Annotated in this window: 25 protein-coding genes and 1 pseudogene; 17 read left to right on the forward strand and 9 right to left on the reverse strand. The window is 70.5% G+C overall.

Going from position 1 to position 26,560, the window contains the following annotated elements:
* Nucleotides 1–15: 15 nt before the first annotated feature.
* A complete protein-coding gene (locus ACFY1U_RS24015; RefSeq protein ID WP_390696167.1) occupies nucleotides 16–1,152 on the reverse strand; it encodes a YihY/virulence factor BrkB family protein in 1,137 nt (378 codons plus the stop codon).
* 110 nt (nucleotides 1,153–1,262) lie between these two features.
* Between ACFY1U_RS24015 and ACFY1U_RS24020 the strand changes: the two are divergent.
* The 16 genes and pseudogenes from ACFY1U_RS24020 to ACFY1U_RS24095 all read left to right on the forward strand — a co-directional run.
* A pseudogene (locus ACFY1U_RS24020) lies at nucleotides 1,263–1,449 on the forward strand (2,3-diaminopropionate biosynthesis protein SbnA); the annotation flags it as partial.
* Nucleotides 1,450–1,598: 149 nt separating this feature from the next.
* Nucleotides 1,599–3,233, forward strand: coding sequence for an acyl-CoA dehydrogenase family protein (locus ACFY1U_RS24025; protein ID WP_390696168.1), 1,635 nt, complete (start codon nucleotides 1,599–1,601; stop codon nucleotides 3,231–3,233).
* Between the two features lie 293 nt (nucleotides 3,234–3,526).
* Nucleotides 3,527–4,816, forward strand: coding sequence for a GAF domain-containing protein (locus ACFY1U_RS24030; RefSeq protein WP_390696169.1), 1,290 nt, complete (start codon nucleotides 3,527–3,529; stop codon nucleotides 4,814–4,816).
* Between the two features lie 174 nt (nucleotides 4,817–4,990).
* Nucleotides 4,991–6,265 carry a hypothetical protein gene (locus ACFY1U_RS24035; protein WP_390696170.1) on the forward strand — a complete coding sequence of 425 codons (1,275 nt, stop codon included), beginning with the start codon at nucleotides 4,991–4,993 and terminating at the stop codon, nucleotides 6,263–6,265.
* A 149-nt stretch (nucleotides 6,266–6,414) separates the two neighbouring features.
* Nucleotides 6,415–6,987, forward strand: coding sequence for a GNAT family N-acetyltransferase (locus ACFY1U_RS24040; protein WP_390696171.1), 573 nt, complete (start codon nucleotides 6,415–6,417; stop codon nucleotides 6,985–6,987).
* 127 nt (nucleotides 6,988–7,114) lie between these two features.
* Complete coding sequence (locus ACFY1U_RS24045) at nucleotides 7,115–7,198, forward strand: putative leader peptide (protein WP_310591794.1); 84 nt, start codon at nucleotides 7,115–7,117, stop codon at nucleotides 7,196–7,198.
* A gap of 153 nt (nucleotides 7,199–7,351) precedes the next feature.
* Entirely contained in the window at nucleotides 7,352–9,049 is a 1,698-nt protein-coding gene (locus tag ACFY1U_RS24050; protein ID WP_390696172.1) for a nitrite/sulfite reductase, read from the forward strand.
* A complete protein-coding gene (locus ACFY1U_RS24055; RefSeq protein ID WP_099932046.1) occupies nucleotides 9,046–9,225 on the forward strand; it encodes a hypothetical protein in 180 nt (59 codons plus the stop codon). The genes ACFY1U_RS24050 and ACFY1U_RS24055 overlap by 4 nt, the downstream gene beginning before the upstream one ends.
* Nucleotides 9,222–9,932 (forward strand): phosphoadenylyl-sulfate reductase, encoded by a 711-nt coding sequence (locus ACFY1U_RS24060; RefSeq protein ID WP_344401984.1) that lies wholly within the window; start codon nucleotides 9,222–9,224, stop codon nucleotides 9,930–9,932. The genes ACFY1U_RS24055 and ACFY1U_RS24060 overlap by 4 nt, the downstream gene beginning before the upstream one ends.
* A complete protein-coding gene (gene cysC / locus ACFY1U_RS24065) occupies nucleotides 9,929–10,495 on the forward strand; it encodes an adenylyl-sulfate kinase (RefSeq protein ID WP_344401983.1) in 567 nt (188 codons plus the stop codon). Before ACFY1U_RS24060 ends, cysC begins: the two co-directional genes overlap by 4 nt.
* Complete coding sequence (cysD, locus tag ACFY1U_RS24070; RefSeq protein WP_390696173.1) at nucleotides 10,492–11,430, forward strand: sulfate adenylyltransferase subunit CysD; 939 nt, start codon at nucleotides 10,492–10,494, stop codon at nucleotides 11,428–11,430. Before cysC ends, cysD begins: the two co-directional genes overlap by 4 nt.
* A gap of 2 nt (nucleotides 11,431–11,432) precedes the next feature.
* Nucleotides 11,433–12,761, forward strand: coding sequence for a GTP-binding protein (locus ACFY1U_RS24075; protein ID WP_115909877.1), 1,329 nt, complete (start codon nucleotides 11,433–11,435; stop codon nucleotides 12,759–12,761).
* A gap of 231 nt (nucleotides 12,762–12,992) precedes the next feature.
* On the forward strand, nucleotides 12,993–14,105 hold the full coding sequence (locus ACFY1U_RS24080) for an aliphatic sulfonate ABC transporter substrate-binding protein (protein WP_390696174.1): 1,113 nt from the start codon (nucleotides 12,993–12,995) through the stop codon (nucleotides 14,103–14,105).
* A gap of 34 nt (nucleotides 14,106–14,139) precedes the next feature.
* Nucleotides 14,140–14,919 (forward strand): ABC transporter ATP-binding protein, encoded by a 780-nt coding sequence (locus ACFY1U_RS24085; protein ID WP_344401978.1) that lies wholly within the window; start codon nucleotides 14,140–14,142, stop codon nucleotides 14,917–14,919.
* Nucleotides 14,906–15,784: an ABC transporter permease gene (locus tag ACFY1U_RS24090; RefSeq protein ID WP_390696175.1), complete on the forward strand. Its 879-nt coding sequence runs from the start codon at nucleotides 14,906–14,908 to the stop codon at nucleotides 15,782–15,784. The genes ACFY1U_RS24085 and ACFY1U_RS24090 overlap by 14 nt, the downstream gene beginning before the upstream one ends.
* Nucleotides 15,785–15,789: 5 nt before the next feature.
* Nucleotides 15,790–16,539, forward strand: a complete 750-nt coding sequence (locus ACFY1U_RS24095; protein WP_390696176.1) for a sirohydrochlorin chelatase — start codon at nucleotides 15,790–15,792, stop codon at nucleotides 16,537–16,539.
* 13 nt (nucleotides 16,540–16,552) lie between these two features.
* On the opposite strand, the gene ACFY1U_RS24100 is transcribed toward ACFY1U_RS24095, so the two are convergent.
* Genes ACFY1U_RS24100 through ACFY1U_RS24115 form a run of 4 tightly spaced genes read right to left on the reverse strand, consistent with a single transcriptional unit; the run spans nucleotide 16,553 to nucleotide 19,491 of the window.
* Nucleotides 16,553–17,182 (reverse strand): DsbA family protein, encoded by a 630-nt coding sequence (locus ACFY1U_RS24100; RefSeq protein ID WP_390696177.1) that lies wholly within the window; start codon nucleotides 17,180–17,182, stop codon nucleotides 16,553–16,555.
* 55 nt (nucleotides 17,183–17,237) lie between these two features.
* Nucleotides 17,238–17,834 (reverse strand): TIGR03086 family metal-binding protein, encoded by a 597-nt coding sequence (locus ACFY1U_RS24105; RefSeq protein WP_390696178.1) that lies wholly within the window; start codon nucleotides 17,832–17,834, stop codon nucleotides 17,238–17,240.
* Between the two features lie 10 nt (nucleotides 17,835–17,844).
* On the reverse strand, nucleotides 17,845–18,885 hold the full coding sequence (locus ACFY1U_RS24110; protein ID WP_390696179.1) for a ketopantoate reductase family protein: 1,041 nt from the start codon (nucleotides 18,883–18,885) through the stop codon (nucleotides 17,845–17,847).
* A 57-nt stretch (nucleotides 18,886–18,942) separates the two neighbouring features.
* Nucleotides 18,943–19,491 carry a DUF1697 domain-containing protein gene (locus ACFY1U_RS24115; protein WP_390696180.1) on the reverse strand — a complete coding sequence of 183 codons (549 nt, stop codon included), beginning with the start codon at nucleotides 19,489–19,491 and terminating at the stop codon, nucleotides 18,943–18,945.
* Nucleotides 19,492–19,879: 388 nt separating this feature from the next.
* Here ACFY1U_RS24115 and ACFY1U_RS24120 point away from each other — a divergent pair, with 388 nt between their 5' ends.
* Nucleotides 19,880–22,138 carry an MMPL family transporter gene (locus tag ACFY1U_RS24120; RefSeq protein ID WP_390696181.1) on the forward strand — a complete coding sequence of 753 codons (2,259 nt, stop codon included), beginning with the start codon at nucleotides 19,880–19,882 and terminating at the stop codon, nucleotides 22,136–22,138.
* 110 nt (nucleotides 22,139–22,248) lie between these two features.
* On the opposite strand, the gene erm is transcribed toward ACFY1U_RS24120, so the two are convergent.
* From erm to ACFY1U_RS24140, 4 genes are all read right to left on the reverse strand, one after another.
* Nucleotides 22,249–23,028, reverse strand: coding sequence for an ErmE/ErmH/ErmO/ErmR family 23S rRNA (adenine(2058)-N(6))-methyltransferase (gene erm / locus ACFY1U_RS24125; protein WP_390696182.1), 780 nt, complete (start codon nucleotides 23,026–23,028; stop codon nucleotides 22,249–22,251).
* Nucleotides 23,029–23,319: 291 nt separating this feature from the next.
* Nucleotides 23,320–24,627: an ABC transporter substrate-binding protein gene (locus tag ACFY1U_RS24130; RefSeq protein ID WP_390696183.1), complete on the reverse strand. Its 1,308-nt coding sequence runs from the start codon at nucleotides 24,625–24,627 to the stop codon at nucleotides 23,320–23,322.
* Nucleotides 24,627–25,460, reverse strand: a complete 834-nt coding sequence (locus ACFY1U_RS24135; RefSeq protein ID WP_390696184.1) for a carbohydrate ABC transporter permease — start codon at nucleotides 25,458–25,460, stop codon at nucleotides 24,627–24,629. The genes ACFY1U_RS24130 and ACFY1U_RS24135 overlap by 1 nt, the downstream gene beginning before the upstream one ends.
* Nucleotides 25,457–26,392 carry a carbohydrate ABC transporter permease gene (locus tag ACFY1U_RS24140; RefSeq protein WP_390696185.1) on the reverse strand — a complete coding sequence of 312 codons (936 nt, stop codon included), beginning with the start codon at nucleotides 26,390–26,392 and terminating at the stop codon, nucleotides 25,457–25,459. The genes ACFY1U_RS24135 and ACFY1U_RS24140 overlap by 4 nt, the downstream gene beginning before the upstream one ends.
* Nucleotides 26,393–26,560 lie beyond the last annotated feature (168 nt).

The following is a 26,560-nucleotide window of genomic DNA, read 5'->3' on the forward strand; positions in this document are numbered from 1 at the left end:
CCCTTCGGGGGCGCTTCAGGAATCGTCGTGCTTGTGGTGCGGGTGGGTGCTCTTGACGTGTGTCCGCAGCCTCGACGTCACGTCCTCCGGGGGCAGGAAACGGGACCAGCGTTCCGGGAATTCCGAGGGCATGTCCGGGTCGGTCGGGTCGGTTTCGTGGCCGGCGGCCGCGCGGGCCACGTGCTCGGCCAGTTGCACCTCGCGCAGCCGCTCGTTTGCGGCGCGGGCCGCGGCGGTGGCGGCGGCCGGCCAGACCCGGTCGATCGCGGCGTTGACCGCGGCCCCGACGAGGACGGCGAACGCGGACACACCGATCCACAGCAGTACGGCGACGGGCGCGGCGAGCGAGCCGTAGATGGTGGGGCCCTCGACCGTGCTGGTCAGGTAGATGCGCAGCAGGAAGCTGCCGAGCACCCACATCGCGAGGGCGACCAGCGCGCCGGGCACGTCCTCGATCCACGGGGAGCGCACGGGCACGGACACGTGGTACAGCGTGGTCAGGAACGCGATCGACAGGACGATGACGACGGGCCAGTACAGGACCTGCACGACGGTCGTCGACCACGGCACGATGTTCACCACCGCGTCCGGCCCGGCGACCATCAGCGGCAACGCGACCGAGCCGATGAGCAGGGCCACGATGAACAGCGCGAACGACAGCAGGCGGGTCTTCACGATGCCCCGGACGCCGTCGAGGCCGTACATCACGGTGATGGTGTCGATGAAGACGTTCACGGCGCGGGAGCCCGACCACAGGGCGAACAGGAAGCCGATGGAGATGACGTCGGGACGGCCGCCCTTCATGACGTCGTGCAGGATCGGCTGGGCGATCTCCGAGACTCCCTTGTCGGACAGGACGGTGCGGGACGCCTCCAGGATGTTGTTCTCCAGGCTCGCGATGGAGTGGGCGCCGGTCCAGTCGTCGACGTAGCCGAGCAGGCCGATCAGGCTCAGCAGCAGGGGCGGTACGGACAGCAGCGTGAAGAACGCGGCCTCGGCCGCGAGGCCGAGGATGCGGTACTCCATGCACGAGTTGACCGTGTCCTTGAGCAGCAGCCAGGCAGTCCTGCGCTTCGAGACGTTCCGATAGAGGGCACGCGCCCGGTGGAGACGCCCGGAGGGGCTCTGCGGCGATTCACTTGCTGACTGCACGACCTAACGGTATCCGCCGTGGCCGCGTGCACTCATCCCCGTCCCCGGCAGCCTGTCGGAGCGCTGCCCGCGGAAACCTGGCCGCAACAGGGCGGCAACCACCGGAGGGAATGGCCGTCGACAGCGTCGGCTCGGTGAGCTTCGGCGGGGCGCGGGCGCCGGACGATCCCGGGCCTCGGGACGCGCGTGCCGCCGGCGCTGCTCGACGAGTCGTACGTGGACCACCTGGTCCGCATCGAGGAGAGCGACGCCGTCCTCGCCTGCCGCCGCCCGGCCGCCCGCGGCTTCATGACAGGGAGGGCCGGCCGACGGACGCGAGGGAACCGGAACCGGTCATGGCGCGCCTGGCGTGGTTCAGCCCGTCCGGAGTGCGAGGACGAGGCCGGGGGTCCAGGGGGTGCAGCCCCCTGGTGGCTCAGCATCCCCGCCGGGGGTACTTTCGCCGCATGGCAGGCCGCACCCACACAGTGACCAACCAGCCCCCACCCCTGGCCGACTACGACCTCTTCGGCGCCGACCGCGCCCTCACCGAGGCCGTCGAACGGCACCTGGACCCCGAACTGCTCGACGAGGCGCACGGCGACCTGGCCGCGCTCGGCCGGGCCTCCGGTTCGGCGCAGCTGCAGGAGTGGGCGGTCCAGGCCAACGAGAACCCGCCCCGGCTGCGCACCCACGACCGCCACGGCCACCGCGTCGACGAGGTCGACTTCCACCCCGCCTGGCACCGCCTGCTCGGCAAGGGTGTCGCGGCGGGGCTGACCGCGGCCTGGGTCCGGCCCGGCGGCCATGTTCGCAGAGCCGCCGCGTTCCTGGTGTGGACGCAGGTCGAGGCCGGGAACCTCTGCCCCCTGTCGATGACCCACGCGGCCGTCCCCGCCCTGCGCACCGACCCGGACCTCGCCGCCGAGTGGGAACCACGGCTCACTTCCATGGTCTATGACCGCGAGCTGCGGCCCGCCCGCCTCAAGGCCGGCGCCCTGTTCGGGATGGGCATGACGGAGAAGCAGGGCGGCAGCGACGTACGCGCCAACACGACGGCCGCACGGCCTCTCGCCGAGGAGGGAACGTACGAGCTCACCGGGCACAAGTGGTTCTGCTCGGCCCCGATGTCCGACGGTTTTCTGGTGCTCGCCCAGGCTCCGGACGGGCTCACCTGCTTCCTCGTGCCGCGTGTCCTGGAGGACGGCTCCCGCAACGTCTTTCTGATCCAGCGGCTCAAGGACAAGCTCGGCAACCGCTCCAACGCCTCCAGTGAGGTCGAGTTCGACGGCACCTGGGCCCGCCGGGTCGGCGAGGAGGGGCGCGGGGTGCGCACCATCATCGACATGGTGGCGGCGACCCGGCTGGACTGCGTGCTGGGCTCGGCGGGCCTGATGCGGCAGGCGGTCGCGCAGGCCGTGCACCACTGCACCTACCGGGAGGCGTTCGGCGCGAAGCTGGTCGACAAGCCGCTGATGCGCAACGTCCTGGCCGATCTGGCGCTGGAGTCCGAGGCGGCGACCACGCTCGCCCTGCGTCTCGCCGCCGCCTACGACGACGGGAGCGCGCAGGAGCGGGCGCTGCTGCGGATCGCCGTACCGGCCGCCAAGTACTGGGTGACCAAGCGCTGTCCGCCGGTCGCGGTCGAGGCGGCCGAGTGCCTGGGCGGCAACGGGTATGTCGAGGAGTCGGGGCTGCCCCGGCTGGTGCGCGAGTCGCCGCTCAACTCGATCTGGGAGGGTGCGGGCAATGTCCAGGCGCTGGACGTGCTGCGCGCCCTGCAGCGGGAGCCGCAGGCCCTGGACGCCTACCTCCAGGAGGTCGGCAAGGCCCGCGGCGCCGACCACCGCCTGGACGGCGCGATCAAGGACCTGCTGACCGAGCTGGCCGACCTGGACGGGATCGAGGGACGGGCCCGGCGGCTGACGGAGCGGCTCGCGCTGGTGCTCCAGGGTTCGCTGCTCGTCCGGTTCGCCCCGCCGGAGGTGGCCGACGCCTTCTGCGCCGCACGGCTGGGCGGGGACGCGGGCGCGGCCTTCGGGACGCTGCCCCACACCCTGGACCTGGCGTCGGTGGTGGAGCGGGCCCGGCCGGTGTCCTGACCTGGGCTCATGCAGCACGGGGGTGGTGCTGCGCCGACACGGCACCACCCCCGCCCAACCGGCCCGTTCGAGGCCACGAACGCCGCTCGGGACGGCGTTGCTCAATATTCAATCAACCAGGAGCCGGTCCACCAGGGTTGCAAGGGGTTGCAACTTGCTGCTGTCTGCGACTGGACTGGGCCCGTCCGCCAGGAACGGACGGCACTATGGACGGACAGTACGGACGACTCCGGCTCCGTGGCCGAAACGCGGCGAGAAACCGGTTGTCCCGAGCTCTTCTTCCGGGAGGCCCCGTGGCGCACCCGCCGACGGACGTGACGCAACTCGCCGTGGTCGACACGGCGCGCGCGGCGCGGGTACTCAGCGAGGTCCGCGCCGCCAGGCTCTCCGGGCAGCGCACCGCCGTCGCGCCGCGCCCGGTGATCGAGCAGTCCTGGGGGCGCATGCTGCGCGGCGGCATCGACCCCGAACGCGACCACCGCTCCGGGCTGCTGCCCTCCGACGAGGTACGGCGGCGCCGGGAGAGCACGACGCTGCGGCACGTCCTGCCGGTGCTGCGCGAGGGGCTGCTGTCGGTCGCGGACGTCGCCCACCACATCATGGTGGTCGCCGACGCCGACGGCCGGGTGCTGTGGCGGGAGGGCAGCCCGGCCGTGCTGCGCAAGGCGGACGGGCTCGGCTTCGAACTGGGCGCCGACTGGCGGGAGGACGTCGTCGGGACGAACGGCATCGGCACCCCGGCCGTGGTGCGCAAGCCCGTGCAGGTCTTCGGCTCGGAGCACTTCGTGCGCTCGCAGACCTCCTGGACCTGTACCGGCGCGCCCATCACCGACCCGCGCGACGGCCGGCTGATCGGTGTCGTGGACGTCAGCGGCCCCCTGGAGACGATGCACCCGGCCACGCTCGCCTGGGTGGACTCGGTGGCCAAGCTGGCCGAGGCCCGGCTGCGCGAGCTGCATCTGACCTCGCTGGAGCGGCTGCGCGCGGTGGCCGCGCCGGTCCTGGCCCGGGTCGGCGGCCGGGCGCTGGCGGTGGACCGGGACGGCTGGACCGCGGCGGTGACCGGGATGCCGTACACCAGCCGGGTCGCCCTGCCCAAGTCGCTGACGGCGGGACGCCGGTGGCTGCCGCCGCTCGGTCTGTGCTCGGTGGAGCCGCTGGCCGAGGGCTGGCTGGTCCGGGCCACGGACGAGCCGGTTCCGCGCGGCGCCACGCGCGTCGTGCTGGACCTGACGCAGTCGCGCCGCTGGTCGGTCACGGTGTCCGGCTCCGCGGGCTCCTGGAGCCACGAACTGAGCCCCCGGCACGCCGAATTGCTCTATCTGCTCGCCCTGCACCGCGGCGGCCGCAGCGCGGCGGGCCTGGCCGAGGAGGTGTTCGGCGACCCGGCCCGTACGGTGACGGTCCGAGCGGAGATGTCCCGAGTACGGCGCTATCTCGGCGGGTTGCTGGAGCACCGGCCGTACCGCTTCGCGGAGGACGCGGAGGTGGAGCTGCTCCTGCCGGCCGACCCGCGCGATCTGCTGCCGCAGTCGACGGCACCGGCGGTGATCAACGTACGGCAGCCGGCCGACATGCCCTGAGCGTGTCCGACACATACTCCTCAGTGACCACACGGCGGTATCTTCCGCATATTTGCACGGTCTTCGTGCCCTACCGCGCCGGACTGCCGTAGCATCCCTCTACGGGCCACCCCACCTGCTCCTTTGGTCAACACACTGACCAATGGCCGCAGTTGGCCCGCCTCGGGAGGACGTATGAAGCAACGTGGCCGACACCGCAGGCAGAAGCGGGGCCGTGCGCTGCGCGCACTCCTCGCCGGGACCGCTCTCGCACTCACCGCCGCCGCCACCATGATCAGCGCCTCGCAGGCCACGGTCGGTGACAGGCCAGGAGCCCTGAAGGCACTCGACGCGTCCGAGCGGACGACCGGGCTGCGGCTCCAGGAGCGTCTGGTGCCGCGCAGCACCCTCGACCGGCTCGCCGCCGCCATGGGCAGGCCCGTCGGCGTGAGCACCGTCCTCGACGACGCCGACCACTCCCTGCTGGGCGCGGCCGACTGTACGACCACGGAGCGCACGGCGCTGCCCGTGGCGCCCGCGGCCACGCGCGCGTACTGCTGGGACGCCGCCGACACCCGCGGCTGGCGGGCGGGCGCGGTCACCACCTCCGGGGACGCGGACGACGACGGCCACTGGGGCGAGCACCGCGTGATCCTCTCCGGCTGGACCCACCAGGCGGGCAGGTCGGCGAAGCCGGGCCTCGCCCGGGTCGCCTTCGTCGACGCGAGCGATCCCGACCGCCTCACCTACGCCTGGGCGACCCTCGCCGTCCCGGTCGACGGCGGCCGCGACTACCGCGGACTGGCCTCCCCCGTCTCCGGCATGGTCTGGTACCAGGGCAAGCTCCTGGTCACCGCCGCCGACGGGCTGTACGTGTACGACATGCACCGCATCCAGCGGGCCACCGTCGACAGCGGCGCGGTCGGCAGGGTGCGCGGCGGCTGGTCGGCGTACGGCGCGCGGTATGTCCTGCCGGCCGTCGGCTCCTACCGGCTCACCGATGGGAGCGCCCGCCCGGCGGCGATCTCCCTCGACCGCAGCACCGCGCCGGACAGCCTGGTGGCGAGCGAGTGGGTGCCCGCGGACAGCGGTCGGCACACCCGGCTGTGGCGTTACGCGTTCAGCAGCGACCCGGACCGAGCCGGCCTGCTGGCCACCGACCTCGCGGGGCGCGCGACGGCGACCGAGGCGTACGAGACGAAGACGGCCGGCGTCGGCGGGATCCTGTCGTACGGGTCGCAGTGGTACCTGGCCCGCGCGGCGGACACCGCGGAGGGCCACGGCACGCTGTGGCGGCAGAACGCGCGCGACGCCAAGGCCACGCGGTGCGGTTCGGACGGGACGAACCGGTGCTGGGCCGGACCCTCCGGGTCCCTCTCTTATTGGGAGGAGACCGGTGAGGTGTGGTCGCAGGGCGGGCGGATGTTGTATGCGTTGCCGCTGAGCTCGATCGACGGGTCTCTTGGCTGAGCGTCTGGCTGTCTTTTGTCTGCGGCAACGTCGTGGCTGGTCGCGCCCACGCGGCGGAGCCGCATATCGATACGGCCCCGCGCCCCTTTGGGGCGCTACCGGACCGCGGCGATCGACAGATCCTTGGGCCGAATGATTCCCTGACCCGCATGACCAACATTCCCGTGACCACCTGGTCCCTGGAGCAGACCGCACCGACCGATCTGCTTCCGGCCGCCGTGCCGGAGGGAGACGTGCGGATCGTTCGCTCCGAGGTGCCCTCGCCCGAGTTCAGCCGGTTCCTGTATGCGTCCGTCGGTGGTGACATCCGCTGGATCGACCGGCTGGGCTGGACGTATGCGCGGTGGCAGGAGCACCTGGGCCGGCCGGGCGTGGAGACATGGGTTGCATACGACCGGGGAACGCCGGCGGGATACGTGGAACTGGAGCCGCAGGACGACGGGGTCGTGGAGATCGTGTACTTCGGTCTGGTGCCGGCCTTCCGGGGCCGGCGGATCGGCGGACACCTGCTGTCGTACGGCGCCGCCCGCGCCTGGGACCTCGCGGAGCGCTGGCCCGGACTGGCGCAGACGAAGCGGGTCTGGCTGCATACCTGCAGCCTGGACGGGGAGCACGCCATGGACAACTATCTGCGCCGGGGCTTCAAGCTCTTCGACACCAAGGTCGAGGAGCAGGCGGAGGTGGCGGCGCCCGGCCCGTGGCCCGGGGCATACCGCGCCTGACCTGCACCGACAAGACCGGCGGCAGCCGATGTGATCGACGACACCCTTGTCCCATATTTCGAGACAAGGGTGTCCACATCTCGGACGAAGCTGGACTGTGTCCAGATCGCCGTGACACGCTTCCGTCATGTCTGGAACTGGAATTGCCTTGGTGAGTCGGCGGCACGTCGACCTCGGCCGCATGTCCAGCGCCATCTGTCCGGCGCGCTGACGCAGCATCCACAGTGGCCTCCGGCCACGGGGCAGCACGCCCGACATCTCCTGACATTCCTCTCATCCCGCGCAACGACGCGCACGTATGCCCATGCGCCCGAACGCGCAGGTCAGAGCCGCTTTCCCGCCTGTCCCGAAGGACGTAATCACCATGGCCGCCACCCCGCAGAAGCCTGCCGCCGCGACTCCCCGCCGCAAGGTGAGCCGACACCGCGGTGAGGGCCAGTGGGCCGCGGGGCACCACACCCCGCTGAACGGCAACGAGCAGTTCAAGAAGGACGACGACGGTCTCAATGTGCGGACACGCATTGAGACGATCTACTCGAAGCGCGGCTTCGACTCGATCGACCCCAACGACCTGCGCGGACGAATGCGCTGGTGGGGCCTGTACACCCAGCGCAAGCCCGGGATCGACGGCGGCAAGACCGCGATCCTGGAGCCGGAGGAGCTGGACGACAAGTACTTCATGCTGCGGGTGCGCATCGACGGCGGCCGCCTGACCACCCAGCAGCTGCGCGTGATCGGCGAGATCTCGCAAGAGTTCGCGCGCGGCAGCGCGGACATCACCGACCGGCAGAACATCCAGCTGCACTGGATCCGCATCGAGGACGTCCCCGAGATCTGGAACCGCCTGGAGGCGGTCGGGCTGTCCACCACCGAGGCCTGCGGCGACGTACCCCGCGTCATCATCGGCTCGCCGGTCGCGGGCATCGCCGAAGACGAGATCATCGACGGCACCTCCGCCATCGACGAGATCCACGAGCGCTACATCGGCAGCAAGGAGTTCTCCAACCTGCCGCGCAAGTTCAAGACGGCGATCTCCGGCTCCCCGCTGCTCGACGTGGTGCACGAGATCAACGACATCGCGTTCGTCGGTGTCGAGCACCCCGAGCACGGCCCCGGCTTCGACCTGTGGGTCGGCGGCGGCCTGTCCACCAACCCGAAGCTCGGCGTACGGCTCGGCGCCTGGGTGCCGCTGGACGAGGTGCCCGAGGTGTGGGCCGGCGTGGTCGGCATCTTCCGCGACTGGGGCTACCGGCGGCTGCGCACCCGCGCCCGTCTGAAGTTCCTCGTCGCCGACTGGGGCGCGGAGAAGTTCCGCCAGGTCCTGGAGGACGACTACCTGAAGCGCAAGCTGGTCGACGGTCCCGCGCCCGCCGAGCCCTCGGGCCGCTGGCGCGACCACGTCGGTGTGCACCGGCAGAAGGACGGCCGGTTCTACGTCGGTTTCGCCCCGCGCGTCGGCCGCGTCGACGGTGCCACGCTGACGAAGATCGCCGAGGTCGCCGAGGCCCACGGCTCGGGCCGGGTGCGGACGACCGTCGAGCAGAAGATGATCGTCCTCGATGTCGAGGAGGCGCAGGTCGAGCCGCTGGTCGAGGCCCTGGAGGCGCTGGACCTGACCGCCAAGCCGTCCCCGTTCCGGCGCGGCACGATGGCCTGCACCGGGATCGAGTACTGCAAGCTCGCCATCGTCGAGACCAAGCAGCGCGGCGCCACCCTGATCGACGAACTCGAGCGCCGGATCCCGGAGTTCGACGAGCCGCTCACCATCAACATCAACGGCTGCCCGAACGCCTGCGCCCGTATCCAGGTGGCGGACATCGGTCTCAAGGGGCAGCTCGTCCTGAACGACAAGGGCGAGCAGGTCGAGGGCTACCAGGTGCACCTGGGCGGTGCGCTGGGCCTGGAGGCCGGGTTCGGCCGCAAGGTCCGCGGCCTGAAGGTCACGTCCGAGGAGCTGCCGGACTACGTCGAGCGGGTCCTGAAGCGGTTCCAGGCCGAGCGCGAGGACGGCGAGACCTTCGCGGCCTGGGCCTCGCGTGCCAGCGAGGAGGCTCTTTCGTGAGCGAGCGGGCCGCCCCCTTCTACTGCCCCTACTGCGGCGACGAGGACCTGCGTCCGTCCGAGCAGGGCCACGGCGCCTGGGAATGCGCGGCGTGCAACCGGGCCTTCCAGCTGAAGTTCCTCGGGCTGCTGGCCCGGGGCCTTCAGCACTCCGAAGCAGGGGGAGACGACATATGACCGCGGTTCAGGAAGAGAAGGCGACCGAGGACCTCAAGGCGCTCGCCGAGCAGGCCGGCCGTGACCTGGAGGACGCCTCCGCGCTGGAGATCCTCCAGTGGGCGGCCGAGACCTTCGGCAAGCGTTTCTGCGTGACCTCGTCCATGGAGGACGCGGTGGTCGCCCACCTCGCCTCCCGCGCCATGCCCGGCGTCGACGTGGTGTTCCTCGACACCGGTTACCACTTCCCCGAGACGATCGGTACCCGGGACGCGGTCGAGGCCGTGATGGACGTCAACGTCATCACCCTCACCCCGCGCCAGACGGTCGCCGAGCAGGACGCGGAGTACGGTCCCAAGCTGCACGACCGCGACCCCGACCTGTGCTGCAAGCTGCGCAAGGTGCAGCCGCTGGAGCAGGGCCTCAAGAACTATGTGGCCTGGGCGACCGGTCTGCGCCGCGACGAGTCCCCGACCAGGGCGAACACCCCGGTCGTCGGCTGGGACGAGAAGCGCCGGAAGGTCAAGATCTCCCCGATCGCCCGCTGGACCCAGGACGACGTGGACGCCTACGTCGCCGAACACGGCGTACTGACCAATCCGCTGCTGATGGACGGCTACGCGTCCGTCGGCTGCGCCCCCTGCACCCGCCGTGTCCTGGAGGGCGAGGACGCGCGCGCCGGCCGCTGGGCGGGCAGTGCCAAGACCGAGTGCGGGCTGCACGGATGACCACGACAGACATTCAGGAGACGAACGTGACGACCGGAGCCACCGTCTGGCTCACGGGTCTGCCGAGTGCCGGCAAGACCACCATCGCGTACGAGCTGGCCGGCCGGCTGCGCGAGGAGGGCCACCTCGTCGAGGTGCTCGACGGCGACGAGATCCGCGAGTTCATCTCGGCGGGCCTCGGCTTCAGCCGCGAGGACCGGCACACCAACGTGCAGCGCATCGGTTTCCTCGCCGAACTGCTCGCCCGCAACGGCGTCAAGGCGCTCGTCCCGGTGATCGCACCGTACGCGGACAGCCGCGAGGCGGTGCGCAAGCGCCACCAGGAGGGCGGGGCGCCGTACATCGAGGTGCATGTGGCGACCCCGGTCGAGGTCTGCTCCGTACGTGATGTGAAGGGTCTGTACGCCAAGCAGGCGGCGGGCGAGCTGTCGGGCCTCACCGGGGTGGACGACCCCTACGAGGAGCCCGAGACGCCCGATCTGCGCATCGAGTCGCAGCACCAGACCGTCCAGGAGTCCGCGGCCGCGGTCCACGCGCTGCTCACCGAAAGGGGACTGGCATGACGACGACCGTCGCCGCGGTCGAGGAGGGTACGGCCTCCCCGTACGCCCTCTCGCACCTGGACGCCCTGGAGTCCGAGGCGGTGCACATCTTCCGCGAGGTGGCGGGCGAGTTCGAGCGGCCGGTGATCCTGTTCTCCGGCGGCAAGGACTCCATCGTCATGCTGCACCTGGCGCTGAAGGCCTTCGCGCCGGCCGCGGTGCCCTTCTCGCTGCTGCACGTGGACACCGGACACAACTTCCCCGAGGTCCTGGAGTACCGCGACCGGACGGTGGCGAAGCACGGGCTGCGGCTGCACGTGGCATCGGTGCAGGACTACATCGACCGGGGTGTGCTCAAGGAGCGCCCGGACGGGACCCGCAACCCGCTGCAGACACTGCCGCTGACGGAGAAGATCCAGGCGGAGAAGTTCGACGCGGTCTTCGGCGGCGGACGGCGCGACGAGGAGAAGGCCCGGGCCAAGGAGCGGGTGTTCTCGCTGCGCGACGAGTTCTCGCAGTGGGACCCGCGCCGCCAGCGCCCCGAGCTGTGGAACCTGTACAACGGCCGCCATGCGCCCGGCGAGCACGTGCGCGTCTTCCCGCTGTCCAACTGGACCGAGCTGGACGTGTGGCAGTACATCGCCCGCGAGGGCATCGAGCTGCCGGAGATCTACTTCGCGCACGAGCGTGAGGTGTTCGCCCGCAGCGGCATGTGGCTGACCGCGGGCGAGTGGGGCGGGCCCAAGGACGGCGAGAGTGTCGAGAAGCGGCTCGTCCGGTACCGGACCGTCGGCGACATGTCCTGCACGGGCGCCGTCGACTCGGACGCCGTGACGCTGGAGCAGGTCATCACGGAGATCGCCGCCTCCCGGCTCACCGAGCGGGGTGCCACCCGCGCCGACGACAAGATGTCCGAGGCCGCGATGGAAGACCGTAAGCGCGAGGGGTACTTCTAGGCATGAGCACGACCACGGAACTCTCCGAGACGACCCTTCTGCGGTTCGCGACCGCGGGTTCGGTCGACGACGGCAAGTCCACGCTCGTCGGCCGGCTGCTGCACGACTCCAAGTCGGTGCTCGTCGACCAGCTGGAGGCCGTCGAGCGCGCCTCCGCCAGCCGCGGCCAGGAGGCCCCCGACCTCGCGCTGCTGACGGACGGCCTGCGCGCCGAGCGCGAGCAGGGCATCACGATCGACGTGGCGTACCGCTACTTCGCCACGCCCCGGCGGCGGTTCATCCTCGCCGACACCCCCGGCCATGTGCAGTACACCCGCAACATGGTGACGGGTGCCTCCACCGCCGAGCTGACCGTGATCCTGGTCGACGCCCGCAACGGTGTCGTCGAGCAGACCCGTCGGCACGCCGCGATCGCGGCGCTGCTGCGCGTCCCGCACGTCGTCCTCGCCGTCAACAAGATGGACCTGGTCGACTACAGGGAGCCGGTCTTCGCCGCGATCGCCGAGGAGTTCACGGCGTACGCGACCGAACTGGGCGTCCCCGAGGTCACCGCGATCCCGATCTCGGCGCTCGCCGGTGACAACGTGGTGGAGCCGTCCGCCAACATGGACTGGTACGGCGGCCCGACGGTGCTCGAACACCTGGAGACGGTTCCGGTCACACACGACCTCAGCCACTGCCACGCGCGCCTTCCCGTGCAGTACGTGATCCGCCCGCAGACCGCCGAGCACCCGGACTACCGGGGCTACGCGGGCCAGATCGCCGCGGGTTCCTTCCGCGTCGGCGAGGCCGTCACGGTGCTCCCCTCGGGCCGTGCCTCCCGCATCTCCGGCATCGATCTGCTCGGTGAGCCGGTCGACGTCGCCTGGACCACTCAGTCGGTGACGGTCCTCCTGGAGGACGACATCGACATCTCGCGCGGCGATCTGATCGTGCCCAGCAAGGACGCCCCGGCGACCACGCAGGACATCGAGGCGACCGTCTGCCACGTCGCCGACCAGGCGCTGACCGTCAACCACCGGGTGCTGCTCAAGCACGGCACCCGCACGGTCAAGGCCATCGTCAAGGACATCCCGTCCCGTCTCACGCTCGACGACCTGTCCCTGCACCCGCACCCGGGACAGCTCGTCGCCAACGACATCGGCCGTGTGAAGATCCGCACGGCGGAGCCGCTGCCGGTGGACTCCTACGCCGACTCCCGCCGCACCGGCTCGTTCATCCTGATCGACCCGAACGACGGCACCACGCTCACCGCGGGCATGGTCGGCGAGTCGTTCGCGTCCCCGGAGCCGGTCAAGGACGAGTCCGAAGACGACGGTTGGGACTTCTGACATGAAGTCCCCCGACTACTACTCCACGTTCGCGAAGGAGGGCGGCCGCGTCGGCAGCGGCGCTCTGGGCAGCGGGCAGGGCGGAGTGGCGCGATGTGTGCGTTGACGTACGCGCACTGCCTGCGCGCCCTGTCCCCCCACCCGACGTCCCGGAAGCGACGAAGACCTGCCGACCTCCCGGCCACGACCTGAGAGACCGTGACCGCCGGGCCTCCGAGAGGAACACCTCCCGTGCCTGTCAACCGCTCAACGTTCCTTCGCCGCGGCATCGCCGTGGTAGCCGCACTTCCGCTCCTCACACTCGCCGCTTGCAGCTACGGGTCCAAGTCCACGAGCGACAACGCCAAGGAGAAGGTCGCCGCGGGGGCGTCGAAGATCGACGGGCTCGGCTCCGTCAAGATCGGCTACTTCGGCAACCTGACCCACGGCACCGCCCTCGTCGCCCGTCAGCAGGGCCTCTTCCAGAAGGAACTGGGCGCCACCAAGGCGGACTACCAGATCTTCAACGCGGGCCCGTCCGAGATCGAGGCGCTCAACTCCGGCTCCATCGACATCGGCTGGATCGGCCCGTCCCCGTCGATCAACGGTTACGTCAAGTCCGGCGGCAAGGGCCTGAAGATCATCGGTGGTTCGGCGTCCGGCGGCGTGAAGCTGGTCGTCAACCCGAAGAAGATCAAGTCCCTGAAGGACGTCAAGGGCAAGAAGATCGCCACCCCGCAGCTCGGCAACACGCAGGACGTGGCGTTCCTCAACTGGATCGCCGACCAGGGCTGGAAGGTCGACGCGAACACCGGCAAGGGCGATGTGTCGGTGGTGCGCACTGACAACAAGATCACGCCGGACGCCTACAAGTCGGGTGCCATCGACGGCGCCTGGGTGCCGGAGCCGACCGCGTCCAAGCTGGTCGCGGAGGGCGGCAAGGTGCTGCTCGACGAGGCGTCGCTGTGGCCGGACAAGAAGTTCGTGATCACGAACATCGTCGTGCGACAGGCCTTCCTCAAGGAGCACCCGAAAGCCGTCGAGGCCGTGCTGAAGGCGTCGGTCGAGGCCAACAAGTGGATCAACGCCAACCCTGACAAGGCGAAGGCGGTGGCGAACCAGCGGCTGGAGGCCGACTCCGGCAAGGCCCTGAAGGCGAAGGTCCTGGACCCTGCCTGGCAGTCGATCCAGTTCACCAACGACCCGCTGGCCTCCACCCTCAACACCGAGGCGGAGCACGCCGTCAAGGCCGGTCTGCTGAAGAACCCCAACCTGAAGGGCATCTACGACCTCACGATCCTCAACAAGGTCCTCAAGGCCGAGGGCGAGAGCACGGTCGACGACGCCGGTCTCGGCTCCAGCTGATTCCCGCCCGACGAGTTCCCAGGAGGTGACGACCATGGCAACGACCCTCGCCAAGGCCGAAGAGTCGGTGGAGTACGCCGCTCGCCTTGAGCATGTTTCGAAGTCCTTCGCAGGACCGGGCGGGCAGCAGCTCGTCCTGGACGACATCACGCTTGATGTCGCGCCCGGCGAGTTCGTCACCCTCCTGGGGGCCTCGGGCTGCGGCAAGTCCACCCTGCTGAACCTGGTGGCCGGACTGGACAAGCCGACCGTCGGCTCCATCGCCACGGACGGCCGCCCGGCTCTCATGTTCCAGGAGCACGCCCTTTTCCCCTGGCTGACAGCGGGCAAGAACATCGAACTCGCCCTCAAGCTCAGGGGAGTTCCGAAGAACGAACGGCGTGAACGGACCGAGCGGCTGCTCGAACTGGTCCGTCTGAAGGGCGCGTACGGCAAGCGTGTCCACGAGCTGTCGGGCGGTATGCGCCAGCGTGCGGCGCTGGCCCGGGCGCTCGCCCAGGAGAGCAACCTGCTGCTGATGGACGAGCCGTTCTCGGCCCTCGACGCCATCACGCGCGACGTGCTGCACGACGAGCTGACGCGGATCTGGGCGGAGACGGGCGTGTCCGTTCTCTTCGTCACGCACAACGTGCGCGAGGCGGTGCGGCTCGCGCAGCGGGTGATCCTCCTGTCGTCTCGTCCGGGGCGGATCGCGCGCGAGTGGGCGGTCGACATCCCGCAGCCGCGACGCATCGAGGACGCGCCCGTGGCCGAACTGTCCCTTGAGATCACCGATGTACTGCGTGGGGAGATCCGCCGTCATGGCCAGCACTGAGACGACGCCGGCCCAGGACGCCGGAAGCGTCGAGGCGGGCCTCGACGCGCTGGAGACCACGGCCACCGGCCGTACGCCCTTCAGCCAGACCTTCAAGAACAAGATCCTGCCGCCCATCCTCGCCATCGCCGTGGTGCTGGTGGCCTGGACGCTCCTCTATCCCGTCGTCGACGACCCGTCGAAGCTGCCCTCCCCCGGCGATGTGTGGGCCGCGGTCGAGGACCAGTGGCTCAAGGGGACCCTGCTCGACTACATCTGGGGCAGCGTCTCCCGTGGTCTGCTCGGCTTCCTGCTCGCGCTGATCATCGGGACGCCGCTGGGCCTGGTGGTGGCCCGGGTGAAGTTCGTGCGTGCGGCGTTCGGTCCGATCCTCTCCGGACTCCAGTCGCTGCCCTCGGTCGCCTGGGTCGCCCCCGCGGTGATCTGGCTGGGGCTGGACAACTCGGTGATGTTCACGGTGATCCTGCTGGGTGCCGTTCCCTCGATCGCCAACGGTCTCGTGTCGGGCGTCGACCAGGTGCCCCCGCTGTTCCTGCGGGCGGGCCGCACGCTGGGTGCGACCGGGCTGCGCGGCACCTGGCACATCGTGATGCCGGCGGCGCTGCCCGGCTATGTGGCCGGTCTGAAGCAGGGCTGGGCGTTCTCCTGGCGTTCCCTGATGGCTGCCGAGATCATCGCCCAGTCCCCGGACATGGGCATGGGCCTGGGCCAGCTGCTGGAGGTGGGCCGTACCAACAGCGACATGGCGACGGTCTTCCTGGCCATCCTGCTCATCCTGTTCGTGGGCATCGCGATCGACCTGCTGATCTTCAGCCCGCTGGAGCGGTGGGTGCTGCGCAGCCGCGGCCTGCTGGTGAAGAGCTGAGTCCCATGCATCGATCGAAGCCCGTTCTCCTGGTCATCGCCCACGGCAGCCGCGACCCGCGGCACGCCGCGACGGTGCACACTCTCGTACGCCGGGTGCGCTCGCTGCGCCCGGACGTACGGGTGGAGACGGGCTTCCTGGACTTCAACGTCCCCTCGGTGCACGGGGTGCTGGAGTCCCTGGCCGCGGAGGGCGTCCGTGACGTCGTGGCGCTCCCCCTGCTGCTGACCCGCGCGTTCCACGCGAAGGCGGACATCCCGGCGGTCCTGCGGGACGCGCCGCCGTCGCTCCGCATCCGCCAAGCAGAGGTACTCGGCCCGTCCCCGCTGCTGCTGTCGGCGCTCGAACGACGTCTGTACGAGGCGGGGCTCAGCCCTGCCGACAAGTCCTCGACCGGGGTCGTGCTGGCCTCGGCGGGGTCCACCGACCCGGAGGCGATCGCAGTGATCGCAGAAATCGCGCGGGAGTGGCGGCACACCGGTTGGTGCGCCGTGCGGCCTGCGTTCGCCTCCGCGTCCCTTCCGCGCACCGAGGACGCCGTACGGGAGCTGCGAGCGCTCGGCTGTGAGCGGGTCGCTGTCGCACCCTATGTACTGGCACCGGGGTTCCTGCCGGACCGTATCGCCCGGGGTGCTGCACAGGCGGATGTCCTCGCCGATGTGCTGGGAGCGGCACCGGAAGTGGCACGCGTGCTGCTGCACAGGTACGACCAGGCGGCCGCTCGGGCGCTGCTGCCGGTGCGGGCGAGCGCCTGAGGGGCGGCAGAGGCTAGTCGAAGGACAGCCCGCCCGTGCGGGTGCGCTTCAGTTCGAAGAAGTCGGGGTCGGTCGCCAGCACCCGGAAGCTGTCGAAGAGTTCGGCCGCTCGCGCGCCCCGCGGGATCGCCCTCAGCACGGGTCCGAACCACACCGTTCCGTCGACATGGATGGTGGGAGTCCCTACATAGCCGCCCGACTCCGGCTCGGTGCCGGCGTCGTGGCTTCGGCGGACGGCCTCGTCGTACGACGGGTCGTGCGCGGCGGTCGCGAGATCCGCGGGGAGGCCGAGTTCGGCGAGGGAGTCGGCGATCACCGCGTCGAAGTCCTCGTCCTTGCGCTCGTGGATGCGGGTGCCGAACGCCGTGTACAGGTCCCGCAGGACCTTCTCGCCGTGCCGCTCGGCTGCGGCCACCGCGACCCGTACCGGGCCGATCGACTTGTCGACCAACTCCCGGTACCAGTCGGGGAGTTCGTTGCCGAGGTTGTGCAGATGGAGACTCATCGCGTGGAAGCGGAGGTCGAGCGGGCGTTCGCGCTCGACCTCCAGGAGCCAGCGGGAGGTGATCCAGGCGAAGGGGCAGGCGGGGTCGAACCAGAAGTCGACCCGGGTGGGCGAGATGGCGGGCGAGGTGTTCGTCATGAGGTCGACGGTAGTGGTCGGGTGGTGCAGTGTCCCGGCCCAATCCGAGGTCCTGTCACTGACCCAATTCAGGGTCCCGTCCACTGGCCGCGAGCGCCCGGTCGAACACCGGGGCGTCGTCCGGCACCGGCACCGGGTCGGCGAAGCCGTCGTACTGCCGGTAGAGCTCGCCGTGCTTCTCGACCACGTCGAGGACGAAGCGGGCCGCGTCGTCCGAGACGTGGAACTTCTGGCCGGTGGCGGTGGCGACGTCCCAGCCATGCACCGCCATCTCCTTGATGACCATCGAGGCGATCTCGGCGGCGGACATCTTGGCCATGCCCAGGTCGACCTCGCCCTCCCACACCGCCGGGTCGGCCCAGGCCGCGACGGCGCGGTCCAGCTGAGCGGCGTAGGCCGAGGGCCAGTCGGGGTCGGCGGTGAAGTCGCGGGCGGTCAGCTCCTCGGGAAGCTGCTTGCGCAGGGCGCGGTGCTCCAGGCCGTGGGAGGTGTAGAGGACCCAGTGGTTGACCAGGGCGCGGACGTCCCAGTCGGGGCAGTGGGTGGGTTGGCCGAGCCGGTCCGCCGGGACGCCGCGCGCTACACGCGCCGCCTCGGCGGCACACTCGGTCATGAACGTGTGCAAGTGCTTCGGGTCGTCGTCGTACGTCATGCGCCACACGTTAGGAGGAGGCCGCTCCGGGCTCTTGAACAAACGCGACAGCCTCGTCCGTGAGACGGACGAGGTCGTCGATCTGCATCGAACCTGGTTCCCGGTGCTCGCGCGCGAAGGTGTTGGCCAGGTGCTGGAGGAGATCGTTGAGCGGGGTGGGCACTCCGTGCAGGCGGCCGAGCAGTGCGATCTCGCCGTTGAGGTAGTCGGCCTCGATGGCGCCGGTGCCGCGGGCGAGGGACTGCCAGGAGGAACCTCCGCCGCGCGGGGCGCCGTCGAGGGGGACCAGATCCACCTTGTTGCCACGTACCGCCTTCTGCTCCTCGACGCCCGCGTATACGATCCTGGCCGCGTCGAGCACGGCCTCGCCCTCGGCGCGCACGCGCCCGTACAGCGCTGCGGCCTTGTCGTCGGCGATCGGCCCGGCGACCGCCTCCAGCGCGTTGCCCAGGTTGGACAGGAGCTTGGCGTACTGCCAGCGCGCCACGTCCGGCACGACCGGCGCCTCGAAATACCCCGACTTCTCCAGGTCGGCGGCGACCAGCCGTACCGTCTCGTCGGTGCCGTGGGGATGGCGGCCCAGGTGCAGGATGCCGGTCAGCGGGGCGCATGGGGCGGAGACGACCCCCGGTTCGACGAACGTCGCCGGCAGCCAGACACAGACGCCGTACACCCGGCGGAAGACCCGCAGCGCGAGCCGCTGGCCCTCCACCCCGTTCTGCGCGCAGAACAGCGGCAGCCGCCCGGCCGCCGTGCCGCCGCCCGCGACCGGCGCCGGCCCCCAGGCCTGCAGCGCGCCCACGGTGTCCTGGGTCTTCACGGCGAGGACGAGCACGTCGTCGGCCCTCAACTGCCCCAGCTCGTCCGGCCCTTCGACGGTCGGCAGCCGGTGGGTGTACTCACCGTCGGGCACCTTCAGGCGCAGCCCGCCGTCCCGCAGCGCCGCGTGGTGCGCGCCGCGCGCGACCAGGACCACCTCGTGCCCCGCACCCGCGAGCCGCCCGCTGATCGAACCGCCGACGGCTCCCGCTCCGATGATGATGTAACGCATGGGAGGAGCCTCGCACAGTCGTGTGTACCTGCCATGAAGAGCCGGGTTTTCGCCCGGTCACTCTCCCGTGAGTTCCACCAGTTTCAGGACGGTGTTCCAGTTGCGGCTGGTGGCGATCACGCCTTTGTTGATACGGGATTTGGCGAGGTGGGCGGCGAGCTGGGAGCGGCCGAGGCCGTCCGGCGCGTACAGGTACAGGGCGCGGTCCCCGAGGCGGAACTCCTCGGGGAGGTAGGCCTCCCGGTCGATCTCCGCGAACCGTTCGGCGTCGACCGGCGCGGAGAAGTAGGTGACGTGGAGCTGCTTGGCCTCCAGGTCGGCGGTCGGGAACGGACAGGCCTCGGCGACCGCCTTGAGGTAGATGTGGTCGCGCACGATCACGTCGACGGCGAAGCCGAAGTGCTTCTGGATGGCCTGCGCGAGTTCGGCGGCCAGGGACTCCTCGTCGCCGTGGCCGGACGCGAAGACGGCCTGGCCGCTCTGCAGATGGGTGCGTACGCCCTCGTAGCCGAGGCCGTCCATCAGCTGCCGCAGTTCGGCCATCGGGAGCTTCTTCCTGCCGCCCACGTTGATCCCGCGCAGCAGCGCCGCATACGTCGTCGTCATGGCGCACACCATAAGGCGGCCGTCGTGCCCCGTGGGGGCGGGCACGACGGCCGTCGCGTCCGCACGGGCGGACTGCCCGAAACTCTGTCCGAACCCGGGGCTCCGGTTCAACCGATACACGCACCTGTGACTTGTTCAACAAGGTTTCGCAACAACAAGAGGAGCGATGCCGACGGACCGGACACCCCGATCTTCATCCCCGAGAAGTCCCGATAGATGTAAGGGGCCGAAATCCTCCCCAGCGGTGAGACACCGGGGTCCGGGGGGAGGACCCGCGCCCGCCGCACTTCACCGGGCAGCACGACGAGACGCTCTTATCCGGCCCATACCTTCGAAGCGAAAGGTGGCGGCAGGGGGCTGTCACCGCATACGAGGGGGCAAGCCCGTCATGGGGAACGGAGATTCGCGGGTGCGGGGCATAGCCGCCCGGGCCGGTGGCTGGAGCGCCCGGCACCGATGGGCTGCCGTCGGCATCTGGGTGCTGTTCGTCGTCCTGGCCATGGGGATCGGTTCGGCCGCCGGCCGGGTCGACGTCAAGGAGAGCGAGCAGCTCAAGGGCGAGACACATACCGCTGCCAAGATCATCGAGGATGCGGGGATCGAGGAACCGGCCAGTGAGACGGTTCTGATCCAGGCGAGGAACGGGAACGTCCGGGCGACGGACGCCGAGTTCAAGTCCGCGGTCGACGCGGTCGTGAAGGCCGTCGACGGGACCGGCAGGGTCACGGACGTGAAGTCGCCGTATGTCACGCACACGATCTCCAAGGACGGGCGCAGCGCGCTGGTGCAGTTCGACATGCGCGGCGACGCCGAGACCGCGTACAACCGCGTGGAGCCGGTGCTGAAGGCCGTCGCGGGGGCGCAGAAGGAGCACCAGACGCTGCGGATCGAGGAGATCGGCAGCGCCAGCATGAACAAGACGTTCAAGGACGCGTTCGGCGACGACTTCAAGAAGGCCGAGCTGTCCGCGGTGCCGGTGGCCCTCGGCATCCTGCTCATCGCCTTCGGTGCGCTGGTGGCCGCGCTGCTGCCGGTGGCGCTGGCGATCACCGCGATCATGGCGACGATGGGCCTGATGGGCGTCGTCAGCCATGTGATGCCGATGAGCGACACCGCCAACTCCGTGATGCTGCTGGTCGGTCTGGCGGTCGGCGTCGACTACTGCCTGTTCTATCTGCGCCGTGAGCGCGAGGAGCGCGCGGCCGGGAGGGACGCGCAGACGGCCCTGCGGATCGCGGCCGCCACCAGCGGCCGGGCGATCGTCGTCTCCGGCATCACGGTGTGCGTGGCGATGGCGGGCATGCTGTTCACCGGGCTCGTCACGTTCCAGGGGATGGGTCTGGCCTCGCTGATGGTCGTGGCGGTCGCCATGGTCGGGTCGGTGACGGTGCTGCCGGCGCTGCTCTCGCTGCTGGGCGAGCGGGTCGAGAAGGGCCGGATTCCCTTCCTGCGCAAGGCGATGGAGCGCCGGGCCGCCCGCACGGGCGGGGAGAGCCGGTTCTGGACCGCGGTCCTGCGCGGTGTGCTCGCCAAGCCGCTGGTCTCCGTGCTCGTCGCGGCCGGTGCGCTGCTGGCCGTCGCGGCTCCGGCGCTGGGCATGAAGACCCAGAACCTCACGCTGGACCAGGAGTTCGGTGACTCGCTGCCGATCGTGCAGACGTACAACCGGGTCAACGAGGCCTTCCCCGGCGGCTCCGAGCCGGCCGAGGTCGTCGTCAAGGCCAAGGACATCAACGCTCCCGAGGTGAAGTCCGCGCTCGCCGACTTCAAGGCGCGGGCGATCAGTTCGGGTGCCTCGCGCGGCCCGGTCGAGATCACGCTGCACGACGCGCAGAACATCGCCTACGTGTACGTCCCGCTGGTCGGCGGCTCCGACCTGGACAAGGCGGGCGCCAGCCTGGAGAAGCTGCGCGACGAGGTGCGGCCCGCCACGCTCGGCAAGCTGGACGGCGTGCAGGCGCCGATCACCGGGCAGGTCGCCGGCTCGCACGACTTCAACGCCCAGCTCGGCGGCGCGGTCGTCCCGGTCTTCGCCTTCGTCGTGGTCTTCGCCTTCGTGCTGATGCTGCTGTCGTTCCGCTCGCTGACCGTTGCGATCACGTCGATCCTGCTCAACCTGCTGTCGGTGGGCGCGGCCTACGGCATCCTCGTCGCCGTCTTCCAGCACGGCTGGGGCGCCTCGCTGGTGGGCGCGCAGGGCGTCGGCGCGATCATCACCTGGCTGCCGCTGTTCCTGTTCGTGATCCTGTTCGGGCTGAGCATGGACTACCACGTGTTCGTGGTCTCGCGGATCCGCGAGGCGCGGCTGCGCGGCCGCAGCACCCGGGACGCGATCCAGCACGGTGTGGTCACCACGGCCGGTGTCGTCACCAGTGCCGCGGTCATCATGGTCGCCGTGTTCGCGATCTTCGGCACCCTGTCCATGCAGTCCATGAAGCAGATGGGTGTCGGCCTCGCGGCCGCGGTGCTCATCGACGCGACGATCATCCGGGGTGTGCTGCTCCCGGCGGTGATGGCGCTGCTGGGCGAGCGCAACTGGTATCTGCCGAAGTGGCTGAACCGGCTGCCCGATCTGACGCACGACGAGTCGGCGGAGGTCATCACCCACCCGGTGCGACGTGACGAGGGTGAGCGACTGGGCGTCTGAAGGGGTTGAACCCCCTCACCGACCGAGGGCCCGCCGGCCACAGGGGAGCCGGCGGGCCCTCGCCATGTCCGCATGGCCGAACTGGTCGACGGCCTGCGGTACGGCGAAGCTCACCCGGTCAGCACCTCGTACAGCCTCAGCCACCGCTGGGGTGCCACCTCCCCGACCAGCACCCGGGGGTCCAGATCCGCCGCGCGGAACGCGGCGTCCACCCGGCGCCTCGGGTGCGCACGTCGCAGCGAGGCGTGCAGCGAACCGCCGACGCCCGAGAAACCGAGCTCGACGAGGCAGCGCCAGCTGTCGTACGCGGCGGGTTCGAGCAGTGGGGTGCGGCGCCGTTCGATGCGTACGATCCCGGCGTCGACGCGGGGCACGGGCTGGAACCGTGTCCTGGCCACGCGGCCGGCCAGCCGCCACTCGAGGCGGGGCCAGCTGCGGACGGTGAGCAGGGTCCAGCTCCCGTAGTCGCCGGTGCGTTTGCGGGCGTACTCCAGCTGGGTGAGCAGGGTGGCATCGGTGAGGGCGGGGGCCCGCAGGCACCAGTCGACGATCGCCGCGGTACGGGAGAAGGGCACGTTTCCGGCGACGGAGAAGGAGGTGCGCGGGGGCCGCGCGGCGAGGAAGTCTACGCCGATCACCCGCACCTGGGCCGCGCCGGAGAACCGGTTGCGCAGCACGGGGACGAGTCGTCGGTCGATCTCGTACGCGTGCAGTTCACGGCAGCGCGGGGCGAGCCGTTCGGTCAACGCGCCTTTCCCCGCGCCGACTTCGAGCAGTAGGGGTGCCTGCCGTCCGTGCGGGACGGCGAGCCGGGCGATGTGGTCGGCGGTGGCGCGGTCGGCGAGAAAGTTCTGCGAGAGCGCGCGGGAAACGGGAGTGGGGCGGGCCATGGCCTGCGGTCCTTGTCTTCCGGGAAGGGGGAACGGGCAGCCGAAGGCCCTGACCGGAAGGCAAGAAGAGAAGAGAAAGACGGGGGCGGATCGCACCGCGAGTGATCAGCGGGTGGGGCTCCCCGGGCCGGTCAGGGCTCCGGGGCCACGACGCATCCGGATGGAGTGCGTGCAGCCCCGGCCGAGACCGGAGTTGATGATCGCGTTGTTCGCTGCCACGAACGGCACGCTAGGCGGGCGGCCGTACGCCGGGCAACGGGTTTTCCGTGGCGGCCGCCCGGCCGCCGGCTGTCAGCGCTGGTAGCGGGCGAGCACCAGGTTGCCGTCCTTCTCCAGCCGGCTGCGCAGTTCGTCGAGGCCGATGGCCCCGCTGTAGTACTCCTGGAACGCGGGGGTCGCCACCTTGTCCTTCCATTCGGGGTAGCCGCGGACGGACTGGGCGGGCGCCGAGCGGAGGTGGGCGGCCAGGGCGGTGCCGGTCGCCCAGCCGTTCTCGGCCGTGTGCAGGGCCGGGTCCTCGAGCGCCCGGGTGCCCGTCGGCAGCATCCAGTCCCCCAGCGCGAGCCGCACCATGTTCCTCGGCCGGAGCAGGTAGTCGACGAACTCGGCCGCCTCCTTCTTGTGGGGGCTGTCCTCGGCGATGGACAGGGTCTGCGGGCTGACGCCCTGGGCGAGTCCGTCGGTGCCGGCCGGAGCGGGCAGCACCTGCCAGTGGAAGCCCTTCGGCGCCTGCTGCACGATCTGCTGCCGGTAGGAGAAGCCGAGCGGCACCATCGCGTACTTGCCGCCGAAGAATCCGGGCAGGGTGTCCGAGCCGCCGCTGCCCAGGGTGGTGGGCGAGGCGCTGCGGTCGGTGTTCGCCTGGTCGTGCACCGTGCGCGGCACGACCTGGTCGGCCGCCTCGAAGCGGACCGTGACCCTGTCGTCCGTACCTCGGTGGAAGAGCTGCCCGCCCGTCGACAGGGACAGGTTGAGGGTGGCGGACACCGGCTCCTTGAGCGGCCAGGCGACGCCGTACTTCCCGTTGCCGCTCAGCCGCTTCGTCACCTGCCGGAACTCCGCCCAGCTCCACGGCCGTTCGGGCGTCGGTATCCGTACGCCCGACTTCTTCAGCCAGGTCGCGTTGGCGATGAGGACGCGCGGCTCCTGGAGGAAGGGCACACCGTAGACGCCGTCGCCGAAGGTCGCCGTCTGCCAGCTCCGCTGCGGGATGTCCGACTTGAGGCGCTGGGGCAGCAGGTCGGTCAGATCGGCGAGGTAGCCGCCGTAGGCGAAGTCCGCGAGGTCGTCCGAGGCGTCGTGGATGATGTCGGGCGCCTCGCCGCCCTCGAAGGAGGTGAGGAGCTGGTCATGGACGCTGTCCCAACTCCCCTGCACATACTCGACCCTGATGTCCGGGTGGCTCGCGTTCCACTCCTTCACGAGCTCCTTGTTGGCCTCGACGGACTCCTGCTGCCAGGCCAGGGACTGGAAGCGGAGGGTGATCCGCCCGTCGGCCGTGTCTCCGGTGCCGCTGCCGGTGCAGCCGGCCAGCAGCAGCGTGAGGACGAGGGCCAGAACGCATCCTGCGTGGCCGGCGAATCCGGTTGTGCTGCGCATCAGTTCTTCACCGCCCCGGTGAGCATGCCGCCCGTGATCCGCCGCTGGATGACCGCGAAGACGACCAGTGAGGGAAGGGTGGCGAGGAACGCGGCCGCCGCCAGCGGGCCGAGATCCGCGACGCCTTCTGCTCCGATGAAATGGCTGAGCACGACCGGGAGGGTCTGTCTGTCCGGCGTCTTCAGCAGGACCAGCGCGAAGAAGAACTCGTTCCACGCGGTGACGAACGCGAACAGCCCCGTCGCCGTGATCCCCGGCGCGAGCAGGGGCGCCACCACCGACACCAGCGTCCGTACCCGCCCCGCCCCGTCGACCGCCGCCGCCTCCTCGACCTCGGCCGGCACCGCCCGGACGTACCCGGCCAGCATCCACAGCGCGAACGGCAGCGCCCACACCACGTACACCAGCGTCAGCCCTGCGAGCGAGTTGATCAGATGCAGCTGCTTCAGCACGAGGAACAGCGGGATGATCACCAGGACCAGCGGGAACGCCTGGCTGACGACCACCCAGCCGGTGGCGGCCCTGGTCAGCGGGGTGCGGCGCCGGGCCATGACATACGCCAGCGGGGTCGCGATCAGTACGGCGATCACCGCCGCCCCGGCCGCCGCCAGCAGGGAGTTGAGCGCCGCGTGCAGCAGCGGCTGCTCGTCGAAGGCCTGCCGGAAGTTGTCCAGGGTGGGGTGCCGGGGGATCCAGGTGGGGTGCAGGCTCCCCAGCTCACGCGGCGCCTTGAAGGCGGTGGAGACCAGCCAGAGGAAGGGGAACGCGAGGAAGACGAGATAGGCGAGCAAGGCGGTGTACTGGCCGACGCGCGTGCCGGTCCTGGTCCTCATGTGTCGTCCCCTCCCCTGAGCCGGCCGGCCAGGAAGACCGCGAGGAGCACCGAGATCAACGCGACCATGACGCATCCCATCGCCGCCGCGTACCCGAACTGTCCGTAGCGGAAGGCCTCTTCGTAGGCGAACAGCATGGGCAGCCGGGTGCGGCCGCCGGGCCCGCCGTTGGTCAGCACATAGACCAGGGCGAAGGAGTTGAAGTTCCAGATCAGGTTGAGGGCGGTGATGGCGAGGGCGACGGGGCGCAGGGCCGGCCAGGTGACCGTGCGGAAGCGGCGCCAGGCTCCGGCGCCGTCCACCGCGGCCGCCTCGTGGAGTTCGCGCGGGGTGCTCTGCAGACCGGCGAGCAGGGCGACCGTGGTCTGGGGCATGCCGGCCCAGACGCCTACGACGATCACTGCGGGCAGCGCGGTACCGAGACCGCTGAGCCAGTCGTGGCCGCCTGCGAGCCCGAGATCGTGCAGTGTCTCGTTGAGGACGCCCGCGTCCGGGTTGTAGACCAGCCGCCACATGATGCCGACCACGACCTCGGGCATGGCCCACGGGACGATCGCGAGGGCACGGGCCAGCCAGCGCAGGCGCAGCTCCTGATCGAGGAGGAGGGCGAGGCCGAGGGCGAGCAGGAACTGGGGAACGGTGACGCCGACCGCCCACACCAGGCCGATCCGGAACGACTCCCAGAACAGGGTGTCGTGCAGCAGATCCTGGAAATTGAGCCCGCCGATCCACTGGGTGGACCGGGTACGGCCCGACTGGGCGTCGGTGAAGGCCAGCAGGATGCCGTAGAGGAGGGGGCCGACACTCAGGACGAGGATCGGGATCAGGGCGGGCAGGACCAGGAACCAGGCCCCGCGGTCGGGGAGCCGACGGCCCCCTGCGGTGCGTGGCACGCCCTGCGCCGACCGCCTTGTCGCGGTCACCAGTGTCACGTGATCGGCTCCTTTGCGCGGCTCGTGACGTTCGGACCCGGCGGGCCTGAGTCATGGTCGTGAAGGGGGTGTGCACCGTCAAGGCCGTACGCACACGGTCCGACCTGTGCGAATGCGAGACTGGGACGGTGGGTGGCGCGATCTCGACGCCGTTCACCGGTGCATACG

This window comes from Streptomyces sp. NPDC001351 (assembly GCF_042896045.1).
Taxonomy (GTDB): Bacteria; Actinomycetota; Actinomycetes; order Streptomycetales; family Streptomycetaceae; genus Streptomyces.